The sequence below is a fragment of the Acidocella sp. KAb 2-4 genome, from assembly GCF_020567705.1.
Taxonomy (GTDB): Bacteria; Pseudomonadota; Alphaproteobacteria; order Acetobacterales; family Acetobacteraceae; genus Acidocella.
On the sequence record NZ_JAJDJU010000004.1, the window covers coordinates 141,133 to 163,712 of the forward strand.

Here is a 22,580-nt window from a genome sequence, read left to right on the forward strand (position 1 = left end):
GAAACTGCCGCCTGGGATTTAAGCCACGTCCAGATCAGTCGATTTCATGCACCATGTGACCAATATGTTTGTAAGCCTCTGGATTTATGTGTTTGAGCACAAAACCCCAGACCAAGCCGACCGCGATGATGGCCCCGCCGATATAGGGAATCGCGTTGGCGAAGGCCGAGCTGCCCGCGAAGGTGACCAGATTGGAAACCAGAAGATACACGAGCCAAAGTTGCACGACGAAAGAAATCCACGGGGCAATCGTGGTTTTGAGCAGGCTACCGCCGCCATTCTTGCGGAAATAATTCCAGATCGCCAGCGACACGAACGCTTGCAAAACCAGTAACAGCCCCGTGCCCAGCACCGCGTAAAGCGTGTAAATGCCGTCATAAGCCTGGTCCATCGGACTGTTAAATCCGTTGAAAACCCCAAACAACACGATCCAAGCCGCCGCCAGCACGGACTGCACAACCGAAGCATAATGCGGGCTACGCAGCACATCATGGGTTTTGCCCAGATGATGCGGCAGAATGCCCTCGCGTCCGAGGGAGTACATGTAGCGCGCCGTGGTGTTGTGGAAGGCCATGCCGCAGGCAAACGAGCTGGTGAGGATCAGGAAGCTCAACGCCTGGTAACCCCAGTCGCCGACAAACTGCTTCATCGGCGTCAGGTAAAAGTCACCCGAATCATTGACCGCCTGCGCCAGCATCGCGCCCGCGTTAGGATAGGCAGAGACGCCGCACCAGGACACGAACGTGTAGATCACACCAAGCAAAATCACGGAAGAATAGAGCGCGATGGGTATCACCCGCTTGGGGTTGCGGCTCTCCTCGGCGTAGTTCGGCGCCATCTCAAATCCGACCCACGACCAGAAGGCCATGAAAATACCGACCGCCGCCGCACCAGCCGGAATGGCAACATTGCCAACCTTCTGCGCCGCGACCGGTACGGTGACATGAAAGATATTGAGCGCCTCGAGTGAGAAGCTAGTTCCGCCATGGGCCAAGGCCACGCCAAAGGAGAAAATCAGCAGCACGACGGTCTCGCAAAGCACCGCCGTTCCCAAAACCGCGGTGCTGAGGCGGACATCGCGCAGCGACAGCACGCCGGCCCCCACCACCGCCGCCAAAGCCAGCCAGACCCAACCGATGTTGATGCCTAAATGCTGAGAAAGCCAGATATTACCAAAATAGGCGAACAGCCCGTAGAGCGAGGCCTCGAAGATCGAGTAACAGGCCAGCGCCGTAAGGCCCGCCGACATGCCAAGTTCCCGGCCGAGACCTTGCGCGATGTAGGAATAGAAACCACCTACCGACGAGACCTGGGAAGCCATCGTCGCATAGCCGACGCTGAAGATGACCAGCACGATGGTCGCCAGCAGGAAGGCCGCCGGTGTGTGGACGCCGGTGCCAAACCCGGCAGCGAACGGCACGTTGCCCAGCATCGCCGATTCCGGTGCGGCGCCCGTCACGCACAAAAAGAGCACGCCGATAACGCCAACAGCCTTCGAATGTAATTTCGCGACGTTCTCTCTCTTACCGACGTCTATGGTCCCGGTAATTTTGGACTCACTCATGCGGTTTCCTCCTTAATGATATTATTCGTTAGTATACCGTCCTTGCACCGGGTCGAGCTTTTTAATTTGAGATTTGTGCCCGGTACTTTTGTTTGTAGTTAAGTCCAAAGTTTTCTGTTTGACCAGCTAGTCGTTCGACTAAATATCTGTGGCGACTCGGGCAATTCGGTGTCGTCTTACCCTTAGCAAAGCTGGCGCGCTGAGCTTGAGCGCGGAAAAGCGACAAGGGAAAGGCCGATCAGTTGGCGCCAAAACGTCAGACGATATGATCAATTATGCAGCCACACGCGCCGATTCGCGGCGGCTGACTGATTTCTCACGCAAATCCCCGCAATCCACCCTGCAGGGAGGCCAAATCAACCCGGCCTGCAACTCGCCGTTGGCAGGCGCCTTGTTGGCGAGGTTCGCGCCTGCCGGGCCAGAAGCGTCACAGCATCAGTTCCCGCCGCCTTGTCCATCGTTCGCCCCTCGGCGCGCGAGGCGCCCGTTGCTTGATCCCGCGGCGCCTTACCCAAGACACATGAGAGTTGTCATGAGCAGATCAACGTGGCCTCATACCCGCTCTAGTAGCAGGGCAATGCCTTGGCCGACGCCAATGCACATCGTGCACAGCGCATAACGCCCGCCTGTATCATGCAGCCGGTTGACGGCCGTGGCGATGATGCGCGCCCCGCTGGCCCCCAGCGGGTGCCCTAGCGCAATGGCGCCGCCCCAGGCGTTGACGCGCGCATCGTCATCGCTCAGCTCAAGCCGCCGCGTAACGGCCAGAGCCTGCGCGGCGAAAGCCTCGTTCAACTCGATCACATCGATTTGCGCGAGCGTCAGCCCGACGCGGGCCAGCAATTTCTGCGTGGCGGGCACCGGGCCGATACCCATGATGCGCGGCGCCACTCCGGCCGTGGCCATGCCCACCACGCGCGCGCGGGGCGCAAGGCCAAACCGCGCCGCCGCCTGGGCAGACGCCACCAATACCGCCGCCGCGCCATCATTCACGCCCGAGGCATTGCCCGCGGTAATCGTGCCGTCTTTGCGCACGATCGGCTTCAGCTTCGCCAGCGCCTCCAGCGTGGTGGCGCGCGGATGTTCGTCGATATCCACGATGATGTCCGCGCCCTTCTTTCCAGGCAGCGTCACCGGCGCGATTTCGCGCGCCAGATGCCCCGCCGCCTGCGCGGCCACCGTGCGCGCCTGGCTGCGCAGGGCGAATTCATCCTGCGCCTCACGTGCGATCCCATAATCCCGCGCCACATTCTCGGCCGTCTCCGGCATCGACTCGGTGCCATAGGCCGCTTGCATGCGGGGGTTCACAAAGCGCCATCCGATTGTGGTGTCATACACCGCGTTACTGCGCGAAAACGCCGTGTCGGCCTTGGGCAGCACGAAAGGCGCGCGGCTCATGCTCTCCACGCCGCCGGCGATGACCAATTCCGCCTCGCCCGTGCGGATGGCCCGCGCCGCGGTGCCCACCGCATCCATGCCCGAGCCGCAGAGGCGGTTCATCGTCGTGCCCGGCACAGCCTCGGGCAAACCAGCGAGCAGCGCCGCCATGCGCGCGACATTGCGGTTATCCTCTCCCGCCTGATTGGCGCAACCCAGAATCACCTCGTCCACCAAAGCCGGATTAAGGCCCGGATTACGCGCCAATAATGCGGCAATCGGATGAGCCGCGAGATCGTCGGTACGCATGGCGCTGAGCGCGCCGCCATAGCGGCCGAAAGGCGTGCGGATGGCATCGCAGATGAAGGCATCGGTCATGGCGCGGACTCCGTCAGCAAAAGATCAAGGGAGCCGCGCCGGAAACCGAAACCGGCGGCGGCGGCGATGATGTCGATGCCGCGTTCCAGCGCGGCGCGGTCCTGCATGCGCGCCCAATACACGGGCCCGCCCACATGGCGCGGAAAACCATAGCCCTGCACCAGCACGACATCGATATCCGAGGCGCGCTGCGCCACGCCGTCGGCCAGCAGCAAGGCCGCCTCGTTCACCATGGCCGCGAGCGCACGGCGCTGAATGTCTTCCGGCGCCAATGGGTGCCGGCTCACGCCACGCGCTGCCGAGGCGGCGGCAATGATGCCGCGCACCGTGGCGTCGCTGCCCGCGCTGCGCTTGCCCGCGGCATAGGTGTAATAGCCCGCGCCGCTCTTGCGGCCAAAGCGTCCCTGCGCGCAGAGTTCGTCGAGCACCGGCACATAGCGCGTGCGTGGGTCGCGTCGCGCGGCCTGGGCGGCGCGCATACGCCAGGCAATGTCCAGCCCGGAGAGGTCGGCCACCGCGAACGGCCCCATGGCAAAGCCGAACGCCTCCAGCGCCGCGTCCACCTCCTCGGGCCAAGCCCCGTCCTCCAGCATGAATTCGCACTGGGTGCGGTAGGCATTGTAAATGCGGTTGCCGATGAAGCCGAAAGCGTTGCCGCACAGCACGGGCAGCTTCTTGAGCCGCTTGCCGAATTCCATGCCGGCGGCGGCGAGGTCGGGCGCCGAGGCGCTGCCGGGCACCACCTCCAGCAGCTTCATCACATTCGCCGGCGAGAAGAAATGCAGCCCCAACACATCCTGCGGGCGGGACGTCGCGGCGGCGATGGTGTCAATATCGAGATACGAGGTATTGGTCGCCAGCACCGCGCCGGGCTTGGCATGGGCATCGAGCTGGCGGAACACCTCCTGCTTCACCGCCAGATCCTCAAACACCGCCTCAATCACGAGGTCGGCCGGCGCGATCTCCGCCCATCCCGTGGCGAGGCTGAGGCGCAGCTTCGTCGCCAGCGCGGGCGTGATTTTTCCGGCGGCGGCGCGTTCGGCCAGCGCGGCGCACAGACGCTCTCCGGCTTTCGTCAGCAAATCCGCATTCTGGTCATACAGGATGACGGCAAACCCCTCCTCCAGCGCCGCTTGCGCGATGCCGCTGCCCATGGTCCCAGCGCCGATCACGGCCACGGTTTCAATGGCGCGTGGCGTGGCACGCAACGCGGCGGGCAGGCGCATGGCCTCGCGCTCGGCGAAGAACATATGGCGCAGCGCCGCCGCCTCGGGGCTGGCGCGCAGCGCAAGGAAGGGGGCGCGCTCGCGCGCCAGGCCCTCGGCAAAGGGCAGTGCGGCGGCGTCCTTCACCGCCGCGATGGCGGCCACCACGGCGGGGCGGCCCTTGCCGGCCTTCAACGCCGCCACCTCGGCCTTCGCCACCGCTTCCGGGGCCTCGGGCGGCACCGGCAGCGCGCTCACCCGCCGCTTGGCGGGCAAATGCGCGACCGCCGCGCCCACCACATCGACCTCGACCACCTCGTCCACAACGCCCAGCCGATGCGCCGCCCCGGCGCCAATCCGCTCAGCCGTGCCAATGAGTCGCAACGCCGCGCTCACCCCCACCAGGCGCGGCAGGCGCTGCGTGCCGCCCGCACCGGGAATCACGCCCAGCGTTACCTCCGGCAGGCCCAGCACCGTGCCCGCCTCCGCGATGCGCACATCGCAAGCCAAAGCCAACTCCAACCCGCCGCCCAGCGCCGCGCCATGCAGCGCCGCCACCACCGGCTTCGGACACGCCTCGATGGCCGCGAAAACATCCGGCAGAAAGGGTGCCTCCGGCGGCTTGCCGAATTCCTTGATATCCGCGCCCGCGATGAACGTGCCCCTCGCCCCGGCGATGACGCCGCCGCGCAAGCTCTCATCCGCGCCCAGCCGCGCCAACGCCGCCATCAGCGCCGCGCGCACCGGCTGCGACAGCGCATTCACCGGCGGATTGCTGATCTCCATGACCAGCACACCCTCGCGCACCGAGAGTTGCAGCGCCTCCATCTCAGGCCGACCGCAGCATTTCGCGGCCGATGATGATCTGCTGGATCTGCGTGGTGCCCTCATACAGGCGCAGCAGGCGGACATCGCGGTAGAACCGCTCGACCTTGTATTCGTTGATATAGCCAGCGCCGCCATGGATCTGCACGCCGCGATCGGCGACGCGGCCGACCATCTCGGTGCAAAACAGCTTGGCGCAGGAGGCCCGCATGCTCACCTCAGGGTCGCTCTCATGCACCGGCTTCAGGTCGAAGCGGCGGGTGACATCCTGCACCAGCGACCACCCGGCCAACAGCTCGGCCTGGGAATCCGCGAGCATCGCCTGGATGAGCTGGAACTCGCCAATGGCCTTGCCAAACTGCTTGCGCTCGCGCGCGTAATTTACCGATTCCTCGATGATGCGCTGGGCCGTGCCGCATGCCACGGCGGAGATGTGCAGGCGCCCGCGGTCGAGCACCTTCATCGCGGTCTTGAAGCCCTGGCCTGGCACGCCGCCGATGATGTTGGCGGCGGGCACGCGCACATCCTCCAGGATCACGTCGCAGGTCTTGGTGCCGCGCTGCCCCATCTTCTTGTCCGGCTTGCCCAGGCGCAGGCCCGGCGTGTCGGCTGGCACGATGAAGGCGGAAACACCCGATGCCCCCGGCCCACCCGTTCGGGCCATCAACGTGAACGCGCCCGCGCGCGGCGCGTTGGTGATGTAGCGCTTGGTGCCGTTGAGCACGTAATGATCGCCATCCAGCTCGGCACGGGTTTTCAGCGATGCCGCGTCGGACCCGGCATCCGGCTCGGTGAGCGCGAAGGACATGATCAGCTCGCCCGAGGCGACACGGGGCAGGATCTCGTGTTTCTGCGCCTCGGTGCCATCCATCAGAATGCCCTGCGAACCAATGCCGACATTGGTGCCGAACACCGAGCGGAAGGCGAGCGCGGTGCGTCCAAGCTCGAAAGCCACCCGCCCCTCCTGGCTCATCGACAAGCCGATGCCGCCATATTCCTCAGGAATGGAGAGGCCGAACAGCCCCAGCTCCTTCATCTCCGCGACAATCTCTTCGGGAACCTCGTCATGGTCCTCGACATGGTTTTCGGCGGGCACCAAGCGCTCACGGATGAAGCGCTGGATCGTCGCCAGCAGGATCTCGAAGGATTCATTGTCGAGGGCCATGGTTTTGCTCCCGGGGACGTTAGCGGTGGATGAAATGAGGGGCGCGCTTTTCGATGAAGGCGCGCAGCCCCTCGCGCGCATCGGCGCTCGCGAAGCGGGCATAGAGTTCGCGCCGCTCAAACAAGATGCCCTCGCTCAAGCTGGTCTCGAAGGCGCGGTTCACCGCCTCCTTCACCACCATCAGCGCCGGGGCGGAGAATTCCGCGATCTTGCCCGCCAGCGCCAGCGCCTGGGCGCGCAGCTCGGCGGTGGGGACGACGCGCGAGACCAGACCGGCGCGCTCGGCCTCCGCGGCGTCCAGCATGCGCGCGGAGAGACACATATCCATCGCCTTGGCCTTGCCGATGGCGCGGGCGATGCGCTGCGTGCCCCCCGCGCCGGGGAGCAAAGCGAGTTTGATTTCGGGCAGGCAGAATCTGGCATTTTCAGCGGCGAGCACGATATCGCAGGCCAGCGCCAGCTCGCAGCCGCCACCCAGCGCGACCCCGGCCACCGCCGCCAGCACCGGCTTGCGCACGCGCCTTATGGTCTCCCAGTTGCGGGTGATGAACTGCTCCGCGTAAACATCGCTGTAGGTGTAATCGGCCATCTCCGCGATATCGGCGCCCGCGGCGAAGGCTTTGTCATTGCCGGTGATCACGATCACGCCGATGCCCTCATCAGCGTCGAACGCCAGTAGCGCCGCGCCCAGCGCATCCATCAGCGCGCCGTTGAGCGCGTTCATCTGCACCGGGCGGTTGAGCGTGATCAGCCCAACCCGTCCATGGCGCTCGGTTAAAACCTCATCCGCCATGCGCGCCTCCCGTCAGATGCGTGCGCAACCGCTCGCGCAGCTTGAATTTCTGGATCTTGCCCGAGGGCGTCGCGGGCATCGCCTCCAGCACTTCCAGCCGTTCGGGGATATATTGCATCGCCACCTGCTTCGCCTTGAGAAAAGCAACCAGTTCCGGCAGCGTCAGGCTCTCACCCTGCTTTGGCACCACGACAGCGCAGGCGCGCTCGCCCATACGCTCATCGGGGTAGCCCACCACCGCCACCGCCGCGATGGCGGGGTGCTGGTAGAGCATCGCCTCGATCTCCACGACCGGAATATTCTCGCCGCCACGGATGATCACATCCTTGCTGCGCCCGGTGATGCGGATATAGCCGCGCTCATCCATGCGGGCGACATCGCCCGTGTCGAACCAACCATCGCAGTCCGTGCCGTTCAGTTCCGGTCGCTTCAGATAGCCGCCGAAATTTGAGCAGGAGCGCACATAGAGCTGGCCCGGCTCGCCATGCGGCAACGCGTGGCCGTCGAGATCCGTCACTTTCACCTCGACGCCCGGCAGCGGCAAACCGTCGGTATTCACCGCCCGCTCATCGTCATCCTCGGGGCGGGTCAGCGTCACCGCGCCATTTTCGGTCATGCCCCAGGCGGAAATGATCTTCACACCCAGCGTCTGCTGCGCCTGCTGCACCAGCGGCGAGGGGATCGGCGCCCCGGCGCATAGGAAGAGGCGCAGCGACGGCAGCCCAACCCCGGCCTCGGCCACCGTGCGCGCGAGATCGGTGAGGAATGGCGTCGACGCCATGGTGAAGCTGGCCTGCTCGGTGCGGATGATCTCCACTGCCTTCGGCGCCTGCCAGATATCCTGCAGCACCGCGCGGGCACGCAGGATGATCGGCATCATCAGCCCGTACATGAAGCCGGTCTGGTGGGCCATCGGCGAGGCCATCAACACCACGTCATCCGCGTTCAGATGCAGCCGCCCGGCATAGGGAAGGATGTTCGAGAACGTCGTATTGGCGCTGTGCATCACGCCTTTCGGCTGGCCCGTGGTGCCGGAGGTATAGAGCAGCTGCGTGATATCATCGCCATTGGGGCGGTTGGCGTGCAAAATCTCCGCCGCGTCGGGCGCACTCTCCCATTCCGGCCCGCTCAGCAGAGCCTCAAAACTATCCGCCCCGTCGCCATCCACCACCACGACGTGGCGCAGCGCGGGCAATTCCGCCTGCAATCCCTTTGCCATCGCCTCGAAGTCGAAATTGCGGAACTGTTTCGGCACGATGAACAGCTTGGTCTCGGCGTGGCCCAGCATGAAACGCAACTCGTGCTCGCGGAAGATATGCATCAACGGGTTGAGCACAGCGCCGATGCGCGAGCAGGCCAGATAGGTGAGCGTGACTTGCCACCAATTGGGAAGCTGGCAGGCCACCACATCGTTACGGCCAATGCCGAGACGGGTCAGCCCGACGGCGATACGATCCGCCATCCGCGCCATGTCCGCATAGGTGAAGCGGCGAACATCGCCTGCCTCCACCCGGTAAGCCGTGAGAGCCAGCTTATCCGGGCAGTTGCGCAGGCAGTCTTCCAACGCGTCGTTAATCGTGCGGTCGCGCCAATGGCCCTGGGCGAGCATCTTCGCGCGCCGGGGCGGCAGCAAGACGGCGTCGAATTGCATGGATCATGTTCCTCATCATGGCATTCTTGTTTTTATACTCGCTCAGGCCGGCACGGCCTGACGCCCGACGCGGGTGCGCGCGATGATCGTCTTCATGATCTGCGCCGTACCGTCGCCGATCTGGAACCCCAGAACGTCGCGCAGACGCTGCTCCATCAGCCCACGGTCATAACCGCCATGGCCAAAGCAGAGCAGACATTGGTGGATGACGTCATAGGCCAGTTTCGGCCCCCACCATTTGCACATCGCCGCCTCGGCGGTGTGCGGCAGATGGCTGTCCTTCAGCCACAGCGTCTGCAGGCAGAGCAGGCGCGCGGCCTCAACCTGTGTATCGAAATCCGCCAGCGTGTGGGAAACACCCTGGAATGATACCAGAGGTTTACCAAAGGCCTCACGCTGCGCGACGTACTCCCATGTCTCCTCCAGCGCCACGCGGGCCACCGCCAGCACCTGCAACCCGATCAGCGCGCGCGAGAAATCGAAGCCCTGCATCACCTGCACGAAGCCCTTGTTCTCGGACCCCAGGCGATGATTCACCGGCACGCGCACATTCTCGAAGAAGATCGAGCCGCGGCCAATGGCGCGCTGGCCGTGGCAGTCGAACCGGTTGCGGGTAATGCCCGGCAGATCCATCGGCACCAGCAGCGCGGTCACGCCATGCGCGCCGGACTCCACCGTGCCGGTGCGGCCAAAAACCACGGCGGCATCGGCCTGGTCAGCGGCCGAAATCGAGGTCTTCTCGCCATTCAGCACGTAAAAATCGCCGTCGCGCTCCACGCGCAGGCGCAGATTAGCGGCATCCGACCCGCCGCGCGGCTCGGTCAGCGCGATGGCGAACAGCGCCTCGCCCGCCACCAGCTTGCGCAGCCAGGGGCCGACGATTTCCGGCTCGCCATGTTCAGCCAGGATCTGCCCATTCAGCGAGGCGAGCAGGTTGATATAGGAAATGCTGAGATCAGCCCTCGCGATTTCCTCATGGATCACGCCCGCCGCGATGCGGCTCATGCCCAGCCCACCATATTCCTCTGGCAGTTCGGGAGCGATAAACCCCATCTCTCCCATCTCGCGCATGATCGCGCGGTCCAGCACGCGGGTCTGGTCACGCTCCTGAAAACCCGGTGCCACACGGTCCTGCGCGAAGCGCCGCGCCTGCTCGGCCAGCGCCTGAAGCTCCTCGGTGATATAAGGGTTCATCGCGCCGCTCACTTTGCGTATTTGCGGAACTCGGGCTTGCGCTTCTCCTTCAGCGCATTCACGCCCTCGCGCGATTCATCCGTGTCGTAATAGAGCTTCAGCGCATACATCCCCAGCCCGGCGATACCGGCCTGATGCGCGGTGTCCATGTTGAAGCTGCGCTTGGCGATGGCCAGCGCCGTGGGCGAGCGTTCGCACAGCTCCTCGCCCCATTTCTGCACCTCGGCGTCGAGCTGCTCATGCGGCACGCAAAGATTGGCCAGCCCCATCGCCTCCGCCTCCTTGCCCGAGTAACGGCGGTTCATATACCAGATCTCACGCGCCTTCTTCTCGCCCACCACGCGAGCCAGAAAGGCGGTGCCATAACCCGGATCGACCGACCCCATCTTCGGCCCAACCTGCCCAAAGATCGCCCTCTCCGAGCAAATCGTCAGATCGCAGATGGTGGCGAGCACATTGCCGCCGCCAATGGCGTAACCCTGCACGCGGGCGATCACCGGCTTCGGCACGTCGCGGATGGCGGTGTGCAGTTCCTCCATGGGCAGACCGATCGTGCCGCGCCCGTCGTAATTGCCATCATGCGCCGACTGGTCGCCACCCGTGCAAAACGCCTTGTCGCCAGCCCCGGTGAGCACGATGGCGCCAATCGATTTATCATAGCCCGCGCGGTTCATCGCCTTGATGATCTCGTCGCAAGTGGTGCCGCGGAAGGCGTTCATCTTCTCCGGGCGGTTGATGATGATCCAGGCCACGCCGTTGCGGACCTCGTAGAGAATATCCTCGTAATTCATCGCGCTTCCCTCTCGTTAACCGTTCATGGTCAGGCCGCCGGAGACGCTCAGCACCTGGCCGGTGATGAAGGCCGCCTCATCGGAGCCAAAAAAGACGATGGCCTTGGCGAGATCATCCGGCTGGCCCAGGCGGCCGAGCGGAATGGCGCGGGTGAAGGCCTCGATCAGTTTCTCCGGGTTGGCCGCACCCTCGGCCACGCCGGCCAGCAGCGCGGTGTCAGTGGGGCCCGGGCAAACCACGTTCAGCGTGATGCCATAGCGGGCATGCTCGCGCGCCAGCGCCTTGGTCAGCGCCACCAGCCCGCCCTTGCAGGCGGCATACACAGCCTCGCCCGAGGAGCCGACGCGCGCGGCGTCGGAGGCGATGTTGACGATACGCCCATATCTGCGCGCCGACATGCCCGGCAACACTGCATGATGCATGTGCAGCGCCCCGGTCAGGTTGATGGCGATCAGCTTCTCCCACTCGGCGGGAATAGTCTGGGTGAAAGGCTTGAACACATCCCAGCCCGCATTGTTCACCAGCACGCCGACCGGCCCGAACTGCGCCTCCGCCGCAGCCACGCCGGCGTCCACGGCGGCGCGATCGGTGATATCGGCGCTGAACGCGGCGGCAGTGCCCCCGGCCGCGGCGATCTCAGCCGCCACCTTCTGCGCAGCCTCCAGATTCATGTCGAACACCGCCACCTTGGCGCCGCGCGCCGCAAACAGCTTGCAGGTGGCGCCGCCAATGCCGCCGCCGCCCCCCGTCACGATGACGGTCTTGTCCGCAAAATTCGTCATGCTTCCTCCGCTGGCGCAAAATACGACAATGTATTGTCGTTTATTTAGCCGGCACACGGAGGGCGCGCAAGTAAAATTTGGTAAATGTATTGTCTTATTTCGTCACATGCCAACGCTGCGGCGCCGCACCACCGCCTTGCCCCGCCCCCGCGCGACTGGGCCACAGATCAGGCTTTGCTTGGCGCAGAATCTCAGCCATGTATAGCAAAGTCTGTATTCACGGGGTCCCATGCCGTCTTTGCCCGATGCCCAGGCCGCCGTGGCGCGGCTGGAAATGGCCAACCGGATTTTCTTCCGGCTCTATCAATGCGCCAATATGTTGCACAAAACCGGCACACGCGCGGTCGCCGATGAGGGACTGACGACGCAGCAATGGGCGGTGATGGGCGCGCTCTCTCGCCCCTCGGCGGCGGCGGGCATGGCGGTGAACGAGCTGGCCCGCTACCTCATGGTCAGCCGCCAAAATCTCGCGGGCGTGCTCAAGCGCATGGAAGCCGCCGGGCATATCCACGTAGTGCCCGACGCGCGCGACCGCCGCTCACGCATCGTGCAGATGACCGAGGCCGGGCGCGAAGTCTGGGTCAACAGCGCGCAGCCAAAAATCGCGGCGTATTACGCGCAGGCGCTGCACGAGTTCTCCCTATCCGATATGACCCATGCGCTGCACTATCTGATGAAGCTGCTCAACAACATGCAGCAGATCGACGCGCAGAGCGGTGGCGACGGCGAGGAATAACGCGCACTCACCCCAAGGCGGCGGGTTTCGGCCCGCCCGTGGCCCAATCGAGCAACTCCACCGTATGCACCACCGGCAGCCCGGTGCCGGCGGCGATCTGCACGATACAGCCGATATTCCCCGCGGCGATGATCTCGGGCGATGTGGCCTCGATATTCGCCACCTTGCGCGCACGCAGCTGCGTGGCGATTTCGGGCTGCAGGATGTTATAAGTGCCCGCCGAGCCGCAGCAGAGATGCGCTTCGGGGATCTCCAGCACCGTGAACCCCGCCGCGCGCAACAGCGCCTTGGGTGGTTCGCGGAGCTTCTGCCCGTGTTGCAGCGAGCAGGCCGGATGATACGCCACACGCCCGCCCGGCGGGTCGGCCGGGGTCTGCAACCCAATCTCGGTCATCAGCTCCGTAATGTCGCGGGTAATCGCGGAGATTTTCGCGGCGGTCGCCGCCAGCTCGGCGTCGTGGCGAAGCATGAAGCCGTAATCCTTCACCGTGGTGCCGCAGCCCGAGGCGTTGATGACGATGGCCTCCACCTCCCCCGCCTCGACCGCCGCCCGCCAGGCCCGCACATTCGCCCTGGCTTCGGCGTGGTCATCCTCGCCCATATGCTGGCGCAGCGCGCCGCAGCAGCCCGTGCCCGGCAAAACCACCACCTCGCAGCCATGGCGGGCGAGCAGCCGGGCCGTGGCTTCGTTGATATGCGGGGCCAGCACTTTTTGCGTGCAGCCCGGCAGCAGCGCCACACGGCGCGTAGCTCTCTGTGGTCTGGGCCATTCCCGCGCCTTGGGCAGCGTTTTCGGCGCCAGCGCCAACATGGCGCGTATCTGCCGCGGCAGCAGCGGCGCGAATGGCCGCCCCAGCCGCGCCAATACCAGCGCCCGCCTGAACAGCACCGGGTCGGGCAGCAGTTTTTTCAGCACCGCGCGCAGCAGGCGCTCCCGCAGCGGGCGCCGGAACCGATGCTCGATATGCGCGCGGGCATGGTCGATGAGGTGCATATAATCCACCCCCGACGGGCAGGTGGTCATGCAGCTCAGGCAGGAGAGGCAGCGATCGACATGCTTCACCAGCTCCGGCGTCACCGGGCGGTCATTCTCCAGCATGTCCTTGATCAGGTAGATGCGCCCGCGCGGGCTGTCCAACTCGTCGCCCAGCAGCACATAGGTCGGACAGGTGGCGGTGCAGAAGCCGCAATGCACGCATTTGCGCAGAATGCCCTCGGCGGCGGCGAGAGCGGGATCGGCCAGCTGAGCCGGGGAGAAGAATGTCTGCATCGGCCTAAAACTCCCGGTACATCCGGCGCGGGTTGAGAATGCCGAGCGGGTCGAAACCCTGCTTCACCCGGCGCGTGAGGGCGGCGAGCGGCGGGGGCAGCGGCTCAAACACATCGGCGCTGGCCCGCACATCCTCGGGCGCGGCAAACAGCGTGGCATGGCCGCCCCGCAGGCAAGTGCGTACCGCCCCGCCGTTGGCACGCGGCAGGCCAAGCCAGAGCAACCCCCCTCCCCAGTCGAGAAACGCGGCGCCCTCGGGGAAATGCGCGTGCAGCGCCGCCAGCACGGCCGGGGCGGCGGCGGGTTCGGGGTTGAGGCGCCAGATTTCGGCATGGGCGCCGAGCACTGGCAGCACCGCGCCGATATCGTGCCACAGCGCCGCGCTGGCGGCTTCGTCCAGCCGTTCTCCGCCCAGCGCGGCGGCGCGATGCGCCACCGAGGGCGCCGGGCCTTCCAACCGCAGCGCCACCACGCCCCGCGCCGGTAGATAGGCCGCGCCGCTGACCTCATGCGGCGTGTTCAGCGCCGCGCTCATGCGCGCCACGGCCGCGCGGGCATCCGCCACCGGCCAGAGCAGAGTCAGCTCGGTTTCCGGGCGGGGCAGCACCTTCACGCTCACCTCGGTCAGCACCGAAAGCGTGCCAAAGGCGCCCGCCTGCAGCTTCGCCATGTCGTAGCCAGTGACGTTCTTCACCACCCTGGCCCCCGCCTTCCAGATCTGACCCAGCCCGTTCACCGCCGCGAAGCCGAGCAGATGGTCGCGTGCCGCCCCCGCCTTCAGCCGCCTGGGGCCGGACTGGTTGACCGCCAGCACCCCGCCCAGCGTTGGCGCGCCGGTGCCGCCCAGCAGCGCCGTCCAATCCGGCGGCTCGAAGGCCAGCATCTGCCGCTGCCCCGCCAGCAGCGCCGCGATCTCGGCCAGCGGCGTGGCGGCGCGGGCGGTGAGCACCAGCTCCGCCGGATCGTAATCGATAACCCCGCTCAGGCGGCTGATGTCGAGTCGCCGCGCGACCGGGGCAAACCGCCCGAGGCCGCGCTTGGAGCCACCGGCGACGATCTCCAATGGCGCGCCTTCCGCCGCCGCGCGGCTGACGATCTCGGCAAGTTCGGCGGCATCCGCCGGGGTGACGCTGCTCATGCTCAAAACCGCTCGATCTCAGGGAAGCGCAGCGCGTCGCCATGCACATGCGTCCGGTTCAACTCCGCACAGCGGCACAGCATGGGGAAGACCTTGCCGGGGTTGAGCAGCCCGGCATCGTCGAAGGCGCATTTCAGGCGCTGCTGCTGGTCCATATCGGCCTGGGTGAACATCTCCGGCATCAGGTCGCGCTTCTCGATGCCCACGCCATGCTCGCCGGTCAGCACCCCGCCCATCTGCACGCACAGACGCAAGATGGCCGCGCCGAAATCCTCGGCCGCCTGGAGTTGACCGGGAATATTGGCGTCGTACATGATGAGCGGGTGCAGATTGCCGTCTCCAGCGTGGAAGACATTGGCAACCCTGAGGCCAAATTCATTCTCCATCGTCTTCATCCGGTTGAGCACCTCACCAATGCGCTTACGCGGGATGGTGCCGTCCATGCACAGATAATCCGGCGAGAGCCGCCCCACGGCGGGGAACGCCGCCTTGCGCCCGGCCCAAAACAGCAGCCGCTCCTCCTCGCTGGCGCTGGTGCGCACACTGACCGCCCCATGCGCGCGGGCGATGCGCTCGACCGCCGCCGCGAGATGATCCACCTCGGCCTCGTTGCCGTCGAGTTCGACGATCAGCAGCGCCTCCACATCCAGCGGATACCCCGCCTGCACAAACGCCTCGGCGGCGGCGATGGCGGGCTTGTCCATGATCTCCATGCCGCCGGGAATGATGCCCGCCGCGATCACCGCCGCCACGCAGTCGCCGGCGGCCTCCACGCTGGGAAAGCCGATCATCACCGCGCGGGCGATGGGCGGGATCGGCAGCAGCCGGACGGTCACCTCCGTCACCACGCCCAGCATCCCCTCGGACCCGACCACCACGCCGAGCAGGTCGTAGCCCGGCCCGTCATAATGCTTGCCGCCGAGGCGGATGATCTCGCCTTCCAGCGTGACGATCTCCACGCCCAGCACGTTGTTGGTGGTCAGCCCATATTTCAGGCAATGCACGCCGCCGGAATTTTCCGCCACATTGCCGCCGATGGTGCAGGCAATCTGCGAGGACGGGTCGGGCGCGTAATATAGCCCGAGATGCTTCACCGCCTGGGAGATGCCAAGGTTGGTCACGCCCGGCTGCACCACGGCGCAGCGATTGGCCTCGTCGATCTCGACGACGCGGTTGAACTTGCCCATGGCCAGCAACACGCCATCGGCCAGCGGCAGCGCCCCGCCCGAGAGCGAGGTGCCCGCCCCGCGCGGCACCACCTTGATATTGTTCTCGTGGCAATAGCTGAGCACCGCGGCCACCTGCGCCGTGGTGCTGGGCAGCACCGCCACCATCGGCATCTGGCGATAGGCGGTGAGCGCGTCGCACTCATAAGCGCGCAGGCCGGTCTCGCTGTCCACCACTCCCTCGCCGGGCACAATGCGCCGCAGCGCGGAGACAATCTCGGCCCGGCGGGCCAGCGCCGTGGCATCGGGTTCGGGCATCAGGATCATGCGGCACCTCGGGGCGGCTTCGGTAACGCGAGAATAGCAGGCTTGGCCGATGCCGCCAGACGGGGCCGTCTGCCCATATCAGGATAACGGGCAAGGCCCCGGAGCACAGCTTCCTGTGCGGCGGATTGCTGGACGGCTCCTTTTTCAACGGTGAACTGGCAGCTTTGGCAAACAAAATAAAAAATCGTTAATTTGACCTACGCCTTTTGGCCGATACCAGCTTATTCTACCGGTATCTTTTGTCGCCGGCGGGGCTTTTCTGGGAGCAAATATGAAAATCATCCGGTCGCTTGCCGCGGCGATGGCTGCGGCTATCTGCTTGTGTACTGTTTTTGTTGGAGTTGCCCGGGCTCAGGAGCAGGTCGGATTCCCCGCCTCAGATCCGTTCACCGCCCGCCAGATCACCCTCACCGGCGTATTGAACAAGCCGCTCGGCAATGGCCCCTTTCCCGCCGTGGTGCTGATGCATGGATGCGGCGGCTGGCAGCCCGCCGTGCGGTATTCGCTGGACCTGCTCTCTGAATATCTGAGCGAGCATGGCTATGTCGTGCTCAGCGTCGATAGCTTCGGCCCCCGCAATCTCTCGGGCGACGACATGTGCGCCAGCAACGCGCGGTTACGCCAAGCCCTTATCTATCGCGCCCATGATGCCTTCGATGCGATGAAGTTTCTGCGCTCACAGCCTTTCGTCGAGCCGAAGGATATATTTTTGATGGGCCAGAGCAATGGCGGCAGCGTGGCGATGGAGGCCGCCGCCGCCGATGATTTGAAGACGTTTGACGCCCCCGGCACGTTTCGCGGTGTTGTCGCCTATTACCCCTGGTGCGGCGTCTTCCCGGAGCAGCGCGAAGTCGCGCTCGCCTCACCTCTGCTGATCTTCAACGGCGGCGCCGATAATTGGGTTTCGGCCAGCCAATGTACAAAAATCCAAGCCTCCGGTGAGAATGTGTCGGAAATCACCTACCCCGATGCGGTGCATTCATTCGACATCGACATCCCCAAACAACTCTACCAGGGCCACTGGGTCGGCTACGATCCGCAAGCGGCCCAGGATAGCGAGACAAGAATGCTTGCCTTCTTCAACGCCAAACTTACACCTGACATCCGCCAAGACTGAACGGCACTAGAATGGCAAGCCGGGTTGGAAGGATAGTTGCGTATAGGTGACGCTACCATCCTCGAAGACCGCCTCAATCTTTACCGGACCGCGCAGGCGCTGGAAGCTACAGTTTATCTTCATGGGCAGCGACGATGCAGGCTTGAGTGGAACGGTCTCCACCGTCAACATGTCACGATCGGTAGCCGGCGCTTCCACGCAAAGGCACCGCATCTCTGGCACTGGCAGCCGCCGATAAGGCCAAAGTGAAAGCGTGAGGGAATCCGCGGCACACGCCCATGCAAGCGCCGGTTCATACCACTCCATGCCGGTCTTGGCGGCATAAGGAATGGATGGCACCGCTAGTGTGAGCAATCTCAGCAGCGGCGCGCTCAGGCTGTGAACTTCACGGATACGCCACGCATCAGGATCGAGGTGCAGAACCAAATCATCCCCTGCTGCCGAGGTGAGGACATGCTGCCCGGCGGCATCGAGACGAGTTGTGATATTCTCAATCCTGGCGCGGCCACGCGGCTGACGAAACCGCGCCGGCACCTTGCCGACAACCTCGGCTCCCCACACGCCGCTCCCCGGCGCCAAACTCGTCAATACGCCATGGGTGGGTGCGTTTGCCCAAGCTGCGGCGATCACGATCCCTTCGGGCGGGATACCGGATTCGCGCCAGAGTAGCCCCGCACCTGGCTGGGCGGGGCGGGTCTGATAATTGGCGATCCGGAATGGGATCGTCGGCGCCCCGATGAAAGATGATTCCTGAACTTGCAGATGCAGATGGGGAACAGGTGAACGACCCGAATTACCCACCTTGCCGAGATAAGCGCCAAGTTCCACACGCGCGCCGGCCGTGACCGCGATACTCGACTGCTTAAGATGCGCGAGGAGCGCCCAGCCCCCCTGGTCCATGCGCAGCAGCACGTAATTACCCCAATTCTCCGCGTAGTTGCATACGCCAACCTGATTATCCGCGACGTCGGCGCGCACGCGCTCCACCACACCTGACGCCGGTGCGATGACCGGCGCTTCCCAGATCGGTTCGCCATCCGGGCGCTGGAAGTCGAGCGCATGGCACCACGCGCCGGAATGGCTCAGCCTTCCGTCAAAGCCCTGGGAGATCTTGACGTCACCCGCCATGGGCACAACAAGCAGAGGCTCGCGGCTACCGAAGCGGCGGGCTTGGTCCACCACATATACCCAAGCCTGCTCAGGAGGCAGGTCGTTACGTTCATTGCGCCTCACGAGCGCCTTTCCCTCGGTCAGGGTGAACGCCAACAGGCAAATCCAGACGACGCCAATCGCCGATAGCGGTAAAAACGCCCAAGCTGGCTGCACATGCTGCACCAGCGCCGCAATCACGGCCGCCCCGGCACCGCCGACCGCCGCCAACATCAAACTCCGCCAGCCGGGCAGAAAATATGCCGCCCCCAGCGCCATACCCGCGATAAAGAAATTATACGAGGCGGGCTGCCAGTAAAATGGCACGGAAAGGCCCTGCAGTTCGATCGAGGTGAGCGCCCCGGCCAGCCAGCCGACAAGGCCGCCCAGAAAAATGGCACGCGACCACAGCAGCAGCGCGAAACAGACGAGAAGGCCAACCTGCAATGTTGGTGAAAATACCAACGAACCAAGAGAACGTATAAAAATCTGCATTCCCGCCCAGGCATTGACCGGAACGGGCCAGACGAGAAGCTGGCTTGACGCATTCGCCACCCAAACCGGGAAAAGCGTGAAGAGTGTGCCTGCGACGATGCTGAAGCCAAGCACCATCGGCGGCAGGATCATGCCGGCAAGGCCACGCATCAAGGCCGCGCTAATCACGGCCGCCGAACTCGCTGCCAATGTCGTCAAGGCGATATCGGTTTCGGTTGACACGTAAGAGCCGTAGGTGAGCCATGACACCGCGATGGCGGCCAAAATCGCATTGGCCCGAACGCCACCGCCTATTCCCGGCTTGTCCTGCACGCCGATGACGCGGCCGATGAAATCCCCAACCCAAAGCCCGAACAGACCAAAGATCAGCCCGCGGAGATGCCCGACCGCAACTGCCGCCCACAGCAAGAGGCCGAGCTTCGCGTCTCCGATCAAGAAGGCCGACGCCAGCGCGCTGCCCACGCGAAGCATCAGAAGATCACCGGCGCGACGCACCTGGCGGGAAGAGCGCGGCTCTCCCGCCTGGGCCGCAAGATTCGTTTGCTCCAGCATTATTTCGTCAGATGCTCGGGCATCCGCTCCGGGCCGCAAACATCCTCAAGCGTCTCACGCGCACGGATAATATCCGCCTTGCCGTCACTGCCAATCAACACCACTGCGGGCCGGTATTGGATAAACTGCATCCACTGCGTAATGTTATAGGCACCGACCGGATGGATTGTTAGAATGTCACCGGTCTCCAGTGGCGGCAGATCGACATGATCTCTGATAACATCGATGGCCATGCACAGAGAGCCGTAAATCCGCGACGGCACGGGAGGGGCGTCGATCGCTCGCGCTGGCAAGATCTGGAACTGATACCAGGCGCTGGTATACAGAAGATTGATTCCCGCATCGATGACATAGCCAATGCGCGAATCCTCGTTGAGGATCATGCGTTCCTTGTAAGCGCGTGCTGAAAGCCCCTCATCGGTGAGCATCGGACGATTCACCCCCTTCACGGCGATCACCGTGCTGAGCAAATAGCCTGCCTCATCCACCAGGTAGCGGCCCGACTCAAGCCGCAACATAGGCTGCTCTGCGGGAGGTAACTCCCGCAGCACCTCCGTGATCGCGGTCGCGAAGGCTTCGATCGGTGGGACTACCTGCTCTACCGGGCCAAGGAAACCATGCAGAAGACTCTGCGACGGGAAACCGCCGCCCAGATTCAGATAAGGCACCAAATGATGGTGTTTGCGCCGCAGTTGTTCACGCAACTGGACCAGCTTTTTCGCCGTCACCGCGTAAGCATCGGGCATCAATATATATGTGCCGATGTGGGAATGCAGGGTATGCAATTGCAGTTTCGGATTATCGATAATCCGGGTAGCTGCCCTTTCCGCCTCTCCATTTTCCAACGCGAAACCAAATTTAGACCATACTGGCTTTATACCAGGATCAAGCCAAACCCGGAGTCCAACCTCGATGACCTTGCCGTGCTCTGACGCCAATTCCTCAACCAGGCTCAACTCATCCCAATTATCGATTTGAATGAGCGCGCCATCGTCGATAGCCGCCTTCAGGGCCGAGCGGGGCTTGTAGGGGCCGTTGAATACGATCTCGCTGCCATCAAAACCGATTTTTCTGGCCTTTTCGTATTCAAATTGCGAAACGACCTCGGCGATCCAACCTTCACTTTTGAAAATTTTGCATATCGCTCCAAGATAATTAGTCTTCATCGACCAAGCAAAGCTGGTTTTTTGATAGCGGCTTCTGAACGCCTCGCGCATTCTCTTTGCCTTCGCCCGGAGATCATATTCCGAGAAGACAAAAAGCGGCGAACCGAATTCCTCGATGAGCCCGGTGACGGGAAGACCGTCAATCTGGAACAACGACGGCGCCCGTGGGCCGCGCGCATAAAAATTGCGGTCTTCAGCCACGCGCGGGGCGTTACGCCCAAGTTCGCCACTGATGACAGGCGGAACGTAAGAGCGATCCATCATGACCTCCCAGACAAGTTGAGCAGCGGCGCGCCCGTGCGTTCACCCTTGGCGGCGAGCTCCGCCAAATCGGTGATATCTCCAAGAACATCGACAGAGTGCCTGATGAACATGCGTCCCGCCTCGCACGGAGCGAGTTCCGTCTCTTCAAACCCCACCAACAGCTCCAGCAGGCGAGCAGGCAGGTTACAGCCAAGCTGCGACGGGAAATCGACCCAGGCCGGAAACCGAGGATTCATTTCAAACAGCAAATGCGGCCTCGCTGGCGCCTTGATAAATTCGAGCTCGAATGGCCCCGCCCAGCGCAGTGCGCGGATAAACCTGTGCACTAAATGGTCAATCCTGGGGTCGGCAACCACCACCCCGGCAAAGCCCTTGCCCGCCGACGTCCGCAACATCTTTCTGATGGAACAGCTGCCAACGATGCCGCCCCGCCCATCGCCGAGGCCCACAACGTCATATTCCTCTCCAACAACCATTTCCTGCACCAGAACAGGCAGCCCCCACATATCGGTGAGATCCTTGAACGCGGCGTATAGCTCTGCCTCCGTCGTCGCCAAATGAGCCTCGTAATACTTACCCTTCACATAGACGGGGTAGCCGATCTGTTCGGCAAAGCGCGCCAAATCGGCCGCGTCATGGGCCACTCTCGTTTCTGGAACCGGAATGTTAATACGATGACAAAGCAGCGAGAGCGCCTCTTTACTTCGCCGCAAGAAGGCCGCCTTGCTCGGCAACATCATCTTGATCCCACGCCGCGCCAGACTATCCTGAAGTTCTATGAAATTCATAACCTCCGAATCTAGGCAGGGAATGATCACGCTAATTTTCTCTTTATCGAGAATAACCTCGAGTCTCTCCATTAGCGCCTTGGCACCGGTCCGCGGGTAGGGCAGAAGATATACCGCATCGAGGCGGTTATTGTCCCGGCAATAAATCGAGCTTTCCATCGGATCATAGGACAAGCCGACGATCCGGATGCCCGGAAACCGCCTGCGTAAACTCGCGATCACCGCCGCCCCAGGTTGTGGATTATCGCCCCGATGCAACCCCGTGACAGCAACTGAAATGGTGTTAATGGGTAGTTGCTTTGTCATGAACAAAACGGCCCAAGGGTTCGAGTGCAGACAACTCGTTCAAGAAAAGCTGGACATCTCTGGCCGCGGTCGCACGGTCTATACCGTATCGCCGCTCCATGGCTGCCGGCAGATCAGCAAGCTGCACGCCCTCCACAATCGACCGGAGAATAAAACTTGCCGTCGCGCTCAACCGGAAAAACATGCCCGAGACGGTGTCAAAGACGAACTCATCCCCATAAAAGCGCAGCCCTGAGATGATCGCTCCATTATTCTCAGACACCCTCTCACGCGCCCCGGCTTTGGCGGCTTCAGCTAAGTGATTGGTGAGATGAACATCCATAAGCCTCTCCCGTCGCGTCTCATCATTGCCATTCCCTGGCGCCGCGAATAAATCACAA

18 protein-coding genes are annotated in these 22,580 nt (G+C 63.6%); 2 read left to right on the top strand and 16 right to left on the bottom strand.

The genetic code is table 11. The annotated features are described in order from the left end of the window. Positions 1-34: 34 nt before the first annotated feature. From LI953_RS04900 to badH, 9 genes are all read right to left on the bottom strand, one after another. Positions 35-1,564 (bottom strand): APC family permease, encoded by a 1,530-nt coding sequence (locus LI953_RS04900; RefSeq protein WP_227074914.1) that lies wholly within the window; start codon positions 1,562-1,564, stop codon positions 35-37. A 552-nt stretch (positions 1,565-2,116) separates the two neighbouring features. Continuing rightward, on the bottom strand, positions 2,117-3,319 hold the full coding sequence (gene pcaF, locus LI953_RS04905; RefSeq protein ID WP_227074915.1) for a 3-oxoadipyl-CoA thiolase: 1,203 nt from the start codon (positions 3,317-3,319) through the stop codon (positions 2,117-2,119). Further along, positions 3,316-5,352: a 3-hydroxyacyl-CoA dehydrogenase NAD-binding domain-containing protein gene (locus LI953_RS04910; protein WP_227074916.1), complete on the bottom strand. Its 2,037-nt coding sequence runs from the start codon at positions 5,350-5,352 to the stop codon at positions 3,316-3,318. Before LI953_RS04910 ends, pcaF begins: the two co-directional genes overlap by 4 nt. Before the next feature lies 1 nt (position 5,353). Beyond that, on the bottom strand, positions 5,354-6,514 hold the full coding sequence (locus LI953_RS04915) for an acyl-CoA dehydrogenase family protein (protein WP_227074917.1): 1,161 nt from the start codon (positions 6,512-6,514) through the stop codon (positions 5,354-5,356). A 19-nt stretch (positions 6,515-6,533) separates the two neighbouring features. Next, positions 6,534-7,307, bottom strand: coding sequence for an enoyl-CoA hydratase-related protein (locus LI953_RS04920; protein WP_227074918.1), 774 nt, complete (start codon positions 7,305-7,307; stop codon positions 6,534-6,536). Beyond that, the gene (aliA, locus tag LI953_RS04925) at positions 7,297-8,958 is read right to left on the bottom strand and encodes a cyclohexanecarboxylate-CoA ligase (RefSeq protein WP_227074919.1); all 1,662 of its coding nucleotides are present in this window, start codon (positions 8,956-8,958) and stop codon (positions 7,297-7,299) included. Before aliA ends, LI953_RS04920 begins: the two co-directional genes overlap by 11 nt. A 42-nt stretch (positions 8,959-9,000) precedes the next feature. Further along, entirely contained in the window at positions 9,001-10,152 is a 1,152-nt protein-coding gene (gene aliB, locus LI953_RS04930) for a cyclohexanecarboxyl-CoA dehydrogenase (protein WP_227074920.1), read from the bottom strand. Between the two features lie 8 nt (positions 10,153-10,160). Continuing rightward, positions 10,161-10,943: a 2-ketocyclohexanecarboxyl-CoA hydrolase gene (gene badI / locus LI953_RS04935; RefSeq protein WP_227074921.1), complete on the bottom strand. Its 783-nt coding sequence runs from the start codon at positions 10,941-10,943 to the stop codon at positions 10,161-10,163. A gap of 15 nt (positions 10,944-10,958) precedes the next feature. Further along, positions 10,959-11,726 carry a 2-hydroxycyclohexanecarboxyl-CoA dehydrogenase gene (gene badH / locus LI953_RS04940; RefSeq protein WP_227074922.1) on the bottom strand — a complete coding sequence of 256 codons (768 nt, stop codon included), beginning with the start codon at positions 11,724-11,726 and terminating at the stop codon, positions 10,959-10,961. 229 nt (positions 11,727-11,955) lie between these two features. Between badH and LI953_RS04945 the strand changes: the two genes are divergently transcribed. Further along, positions 11,956-12,462: a MarR family winged helix-turn-helix transcriptional regulator gene (locus tag LI953_RS04945; protein ID WP_227074923.1), complete on the top strand. Its 507-nt coding sequence runs from the start codon at positions 11,956-11,958 to the stop codon at positions 12,460-12,462. A gap of 7 nt (positions 12,463-12,469) precedes the next feature. On the opposite strand, the gene glcF is transcribed toward LI953_RS04945, so the two are convergent. From glcF to LI953_RS04960, 3 genes are read right to left on the bottom strand one after another with little or no spacing between them, the layout of a single operon-like run. Next, positions 12,470-13,732, bottom strand: coding sequence for a glycolate oxidase subunit GlcF (glcF, locus tag LI953_RS04950; protein WP_227074924.1), 1,263 nt, complete (start codon positions 13,730-13,732; stop codon positions 12,470-12,472). 4 nt (positions 13,733-13,736) lie between these two features. After that, the gene (gene glcE / locus LI953_RS04955) at positions 13,737-14,870 is read right to left on the bottom strand and encodes a glycolate oxidase subunit GlcE (protein ID WP_227074925.1); all 1,134 of its coding nucleotides are present in this window, start codon (positions 14,868-14,870) and stop codon (positions 13,737-13,739) included. Between the two features lie 2 nt (positions 14,871-14,872). After that, positions 14,873-16,360 (bottom strand): FAD-linked oxidase C-terminal domain-containing protein, encoded by a 1,488-nt coding sequence (locus LI953_RS04960; RefSeq protein ID WP_227074943.1) that lies wholly within the window; start codon positions 16,358-16,360, stop codon positions 14,873-14,875. A 322-nt stretch (positions 16,361-16,682) separates the two neighbouring features. Here LI953_RS04960 and LI953_RS04965 point away from each other — a divergent pair, with 322 nt between their 5' ends. Then, positions 16,683-17,480: a dienelactone hydrolase family protein gene (locus LI953_RS04965; RefSeq protein WP_227074926.1), complete on the top strand. Its 798-nt coding sequence runs from the start codon at positions 16,683-16,685 to the stop codon at positions 17,478-17,480. Between the two features lie 6 nt (positions 17,481-17,486). Here the strand turns inward: LI953_RS04965 and LI953_RS04970 are convergent, their stop codons facing one another. Genes LI953_RS04970 through LI953_RS04985 form a run of 4 tightly spaced genes read right to left on the bottom strand, consistent with a single transcriptional unit; the run spans position 17,487 to position 22,522 of the window. Beyond that, a complete protein-coding gene (locus LI953_RS04970) occupies positions 17,487-19,676 on the bottom strand; it encodes an urea transporter (protein ID WP_227074927.1) in 2,190 nt (729 codons plus the stop codon). Continuing rightward, positions 19,676-21,103 carry an alanine racemase gene (locus LI953_RS04975; RefSeq protein ID WP_227074928.1) on the bottom strand — a complete coding sequence of 476 codons (1,428 nt, stop codon included), beginning with the start codon at positions 21,101-21,103 and terminating at the stop codon, positions 19,676-19,678. The genes LI953_RS04970 and LI953_RS04975 overlap by 1 nt, the downstream gene beginning before the upstream one ends. Then, positions 21,103-22,206, bottom strand: a complete 1,104-nt coding sequence (locus LI953_RS04980; RefSeq protein ID WP_227074929.1) for a hypothetical protein — start codon at positions 22,204-22,206, stop codon at positions 21,103-21,105. Before LI953_RS04980 ends, LI953_RS04975 begins: the two co-directional genes overlap by 1 nt. Continuing rightward, positions 22,178-22,522, bottom strand: a complete 345-nt coding sequence (locus LI953_RS04985) for a PqqD family protein (protein WP_227074930.1) — start codon at positions 22,520-22,522, stop codon at positions 22,178-22,180. The genes LI953_RS04980 and LI953_RS04985 overlap by 29 nt, the downstream gene beginning before the upstream one ends. Positions 22,523-22,580: the final 58 nt, after the last annotated feature.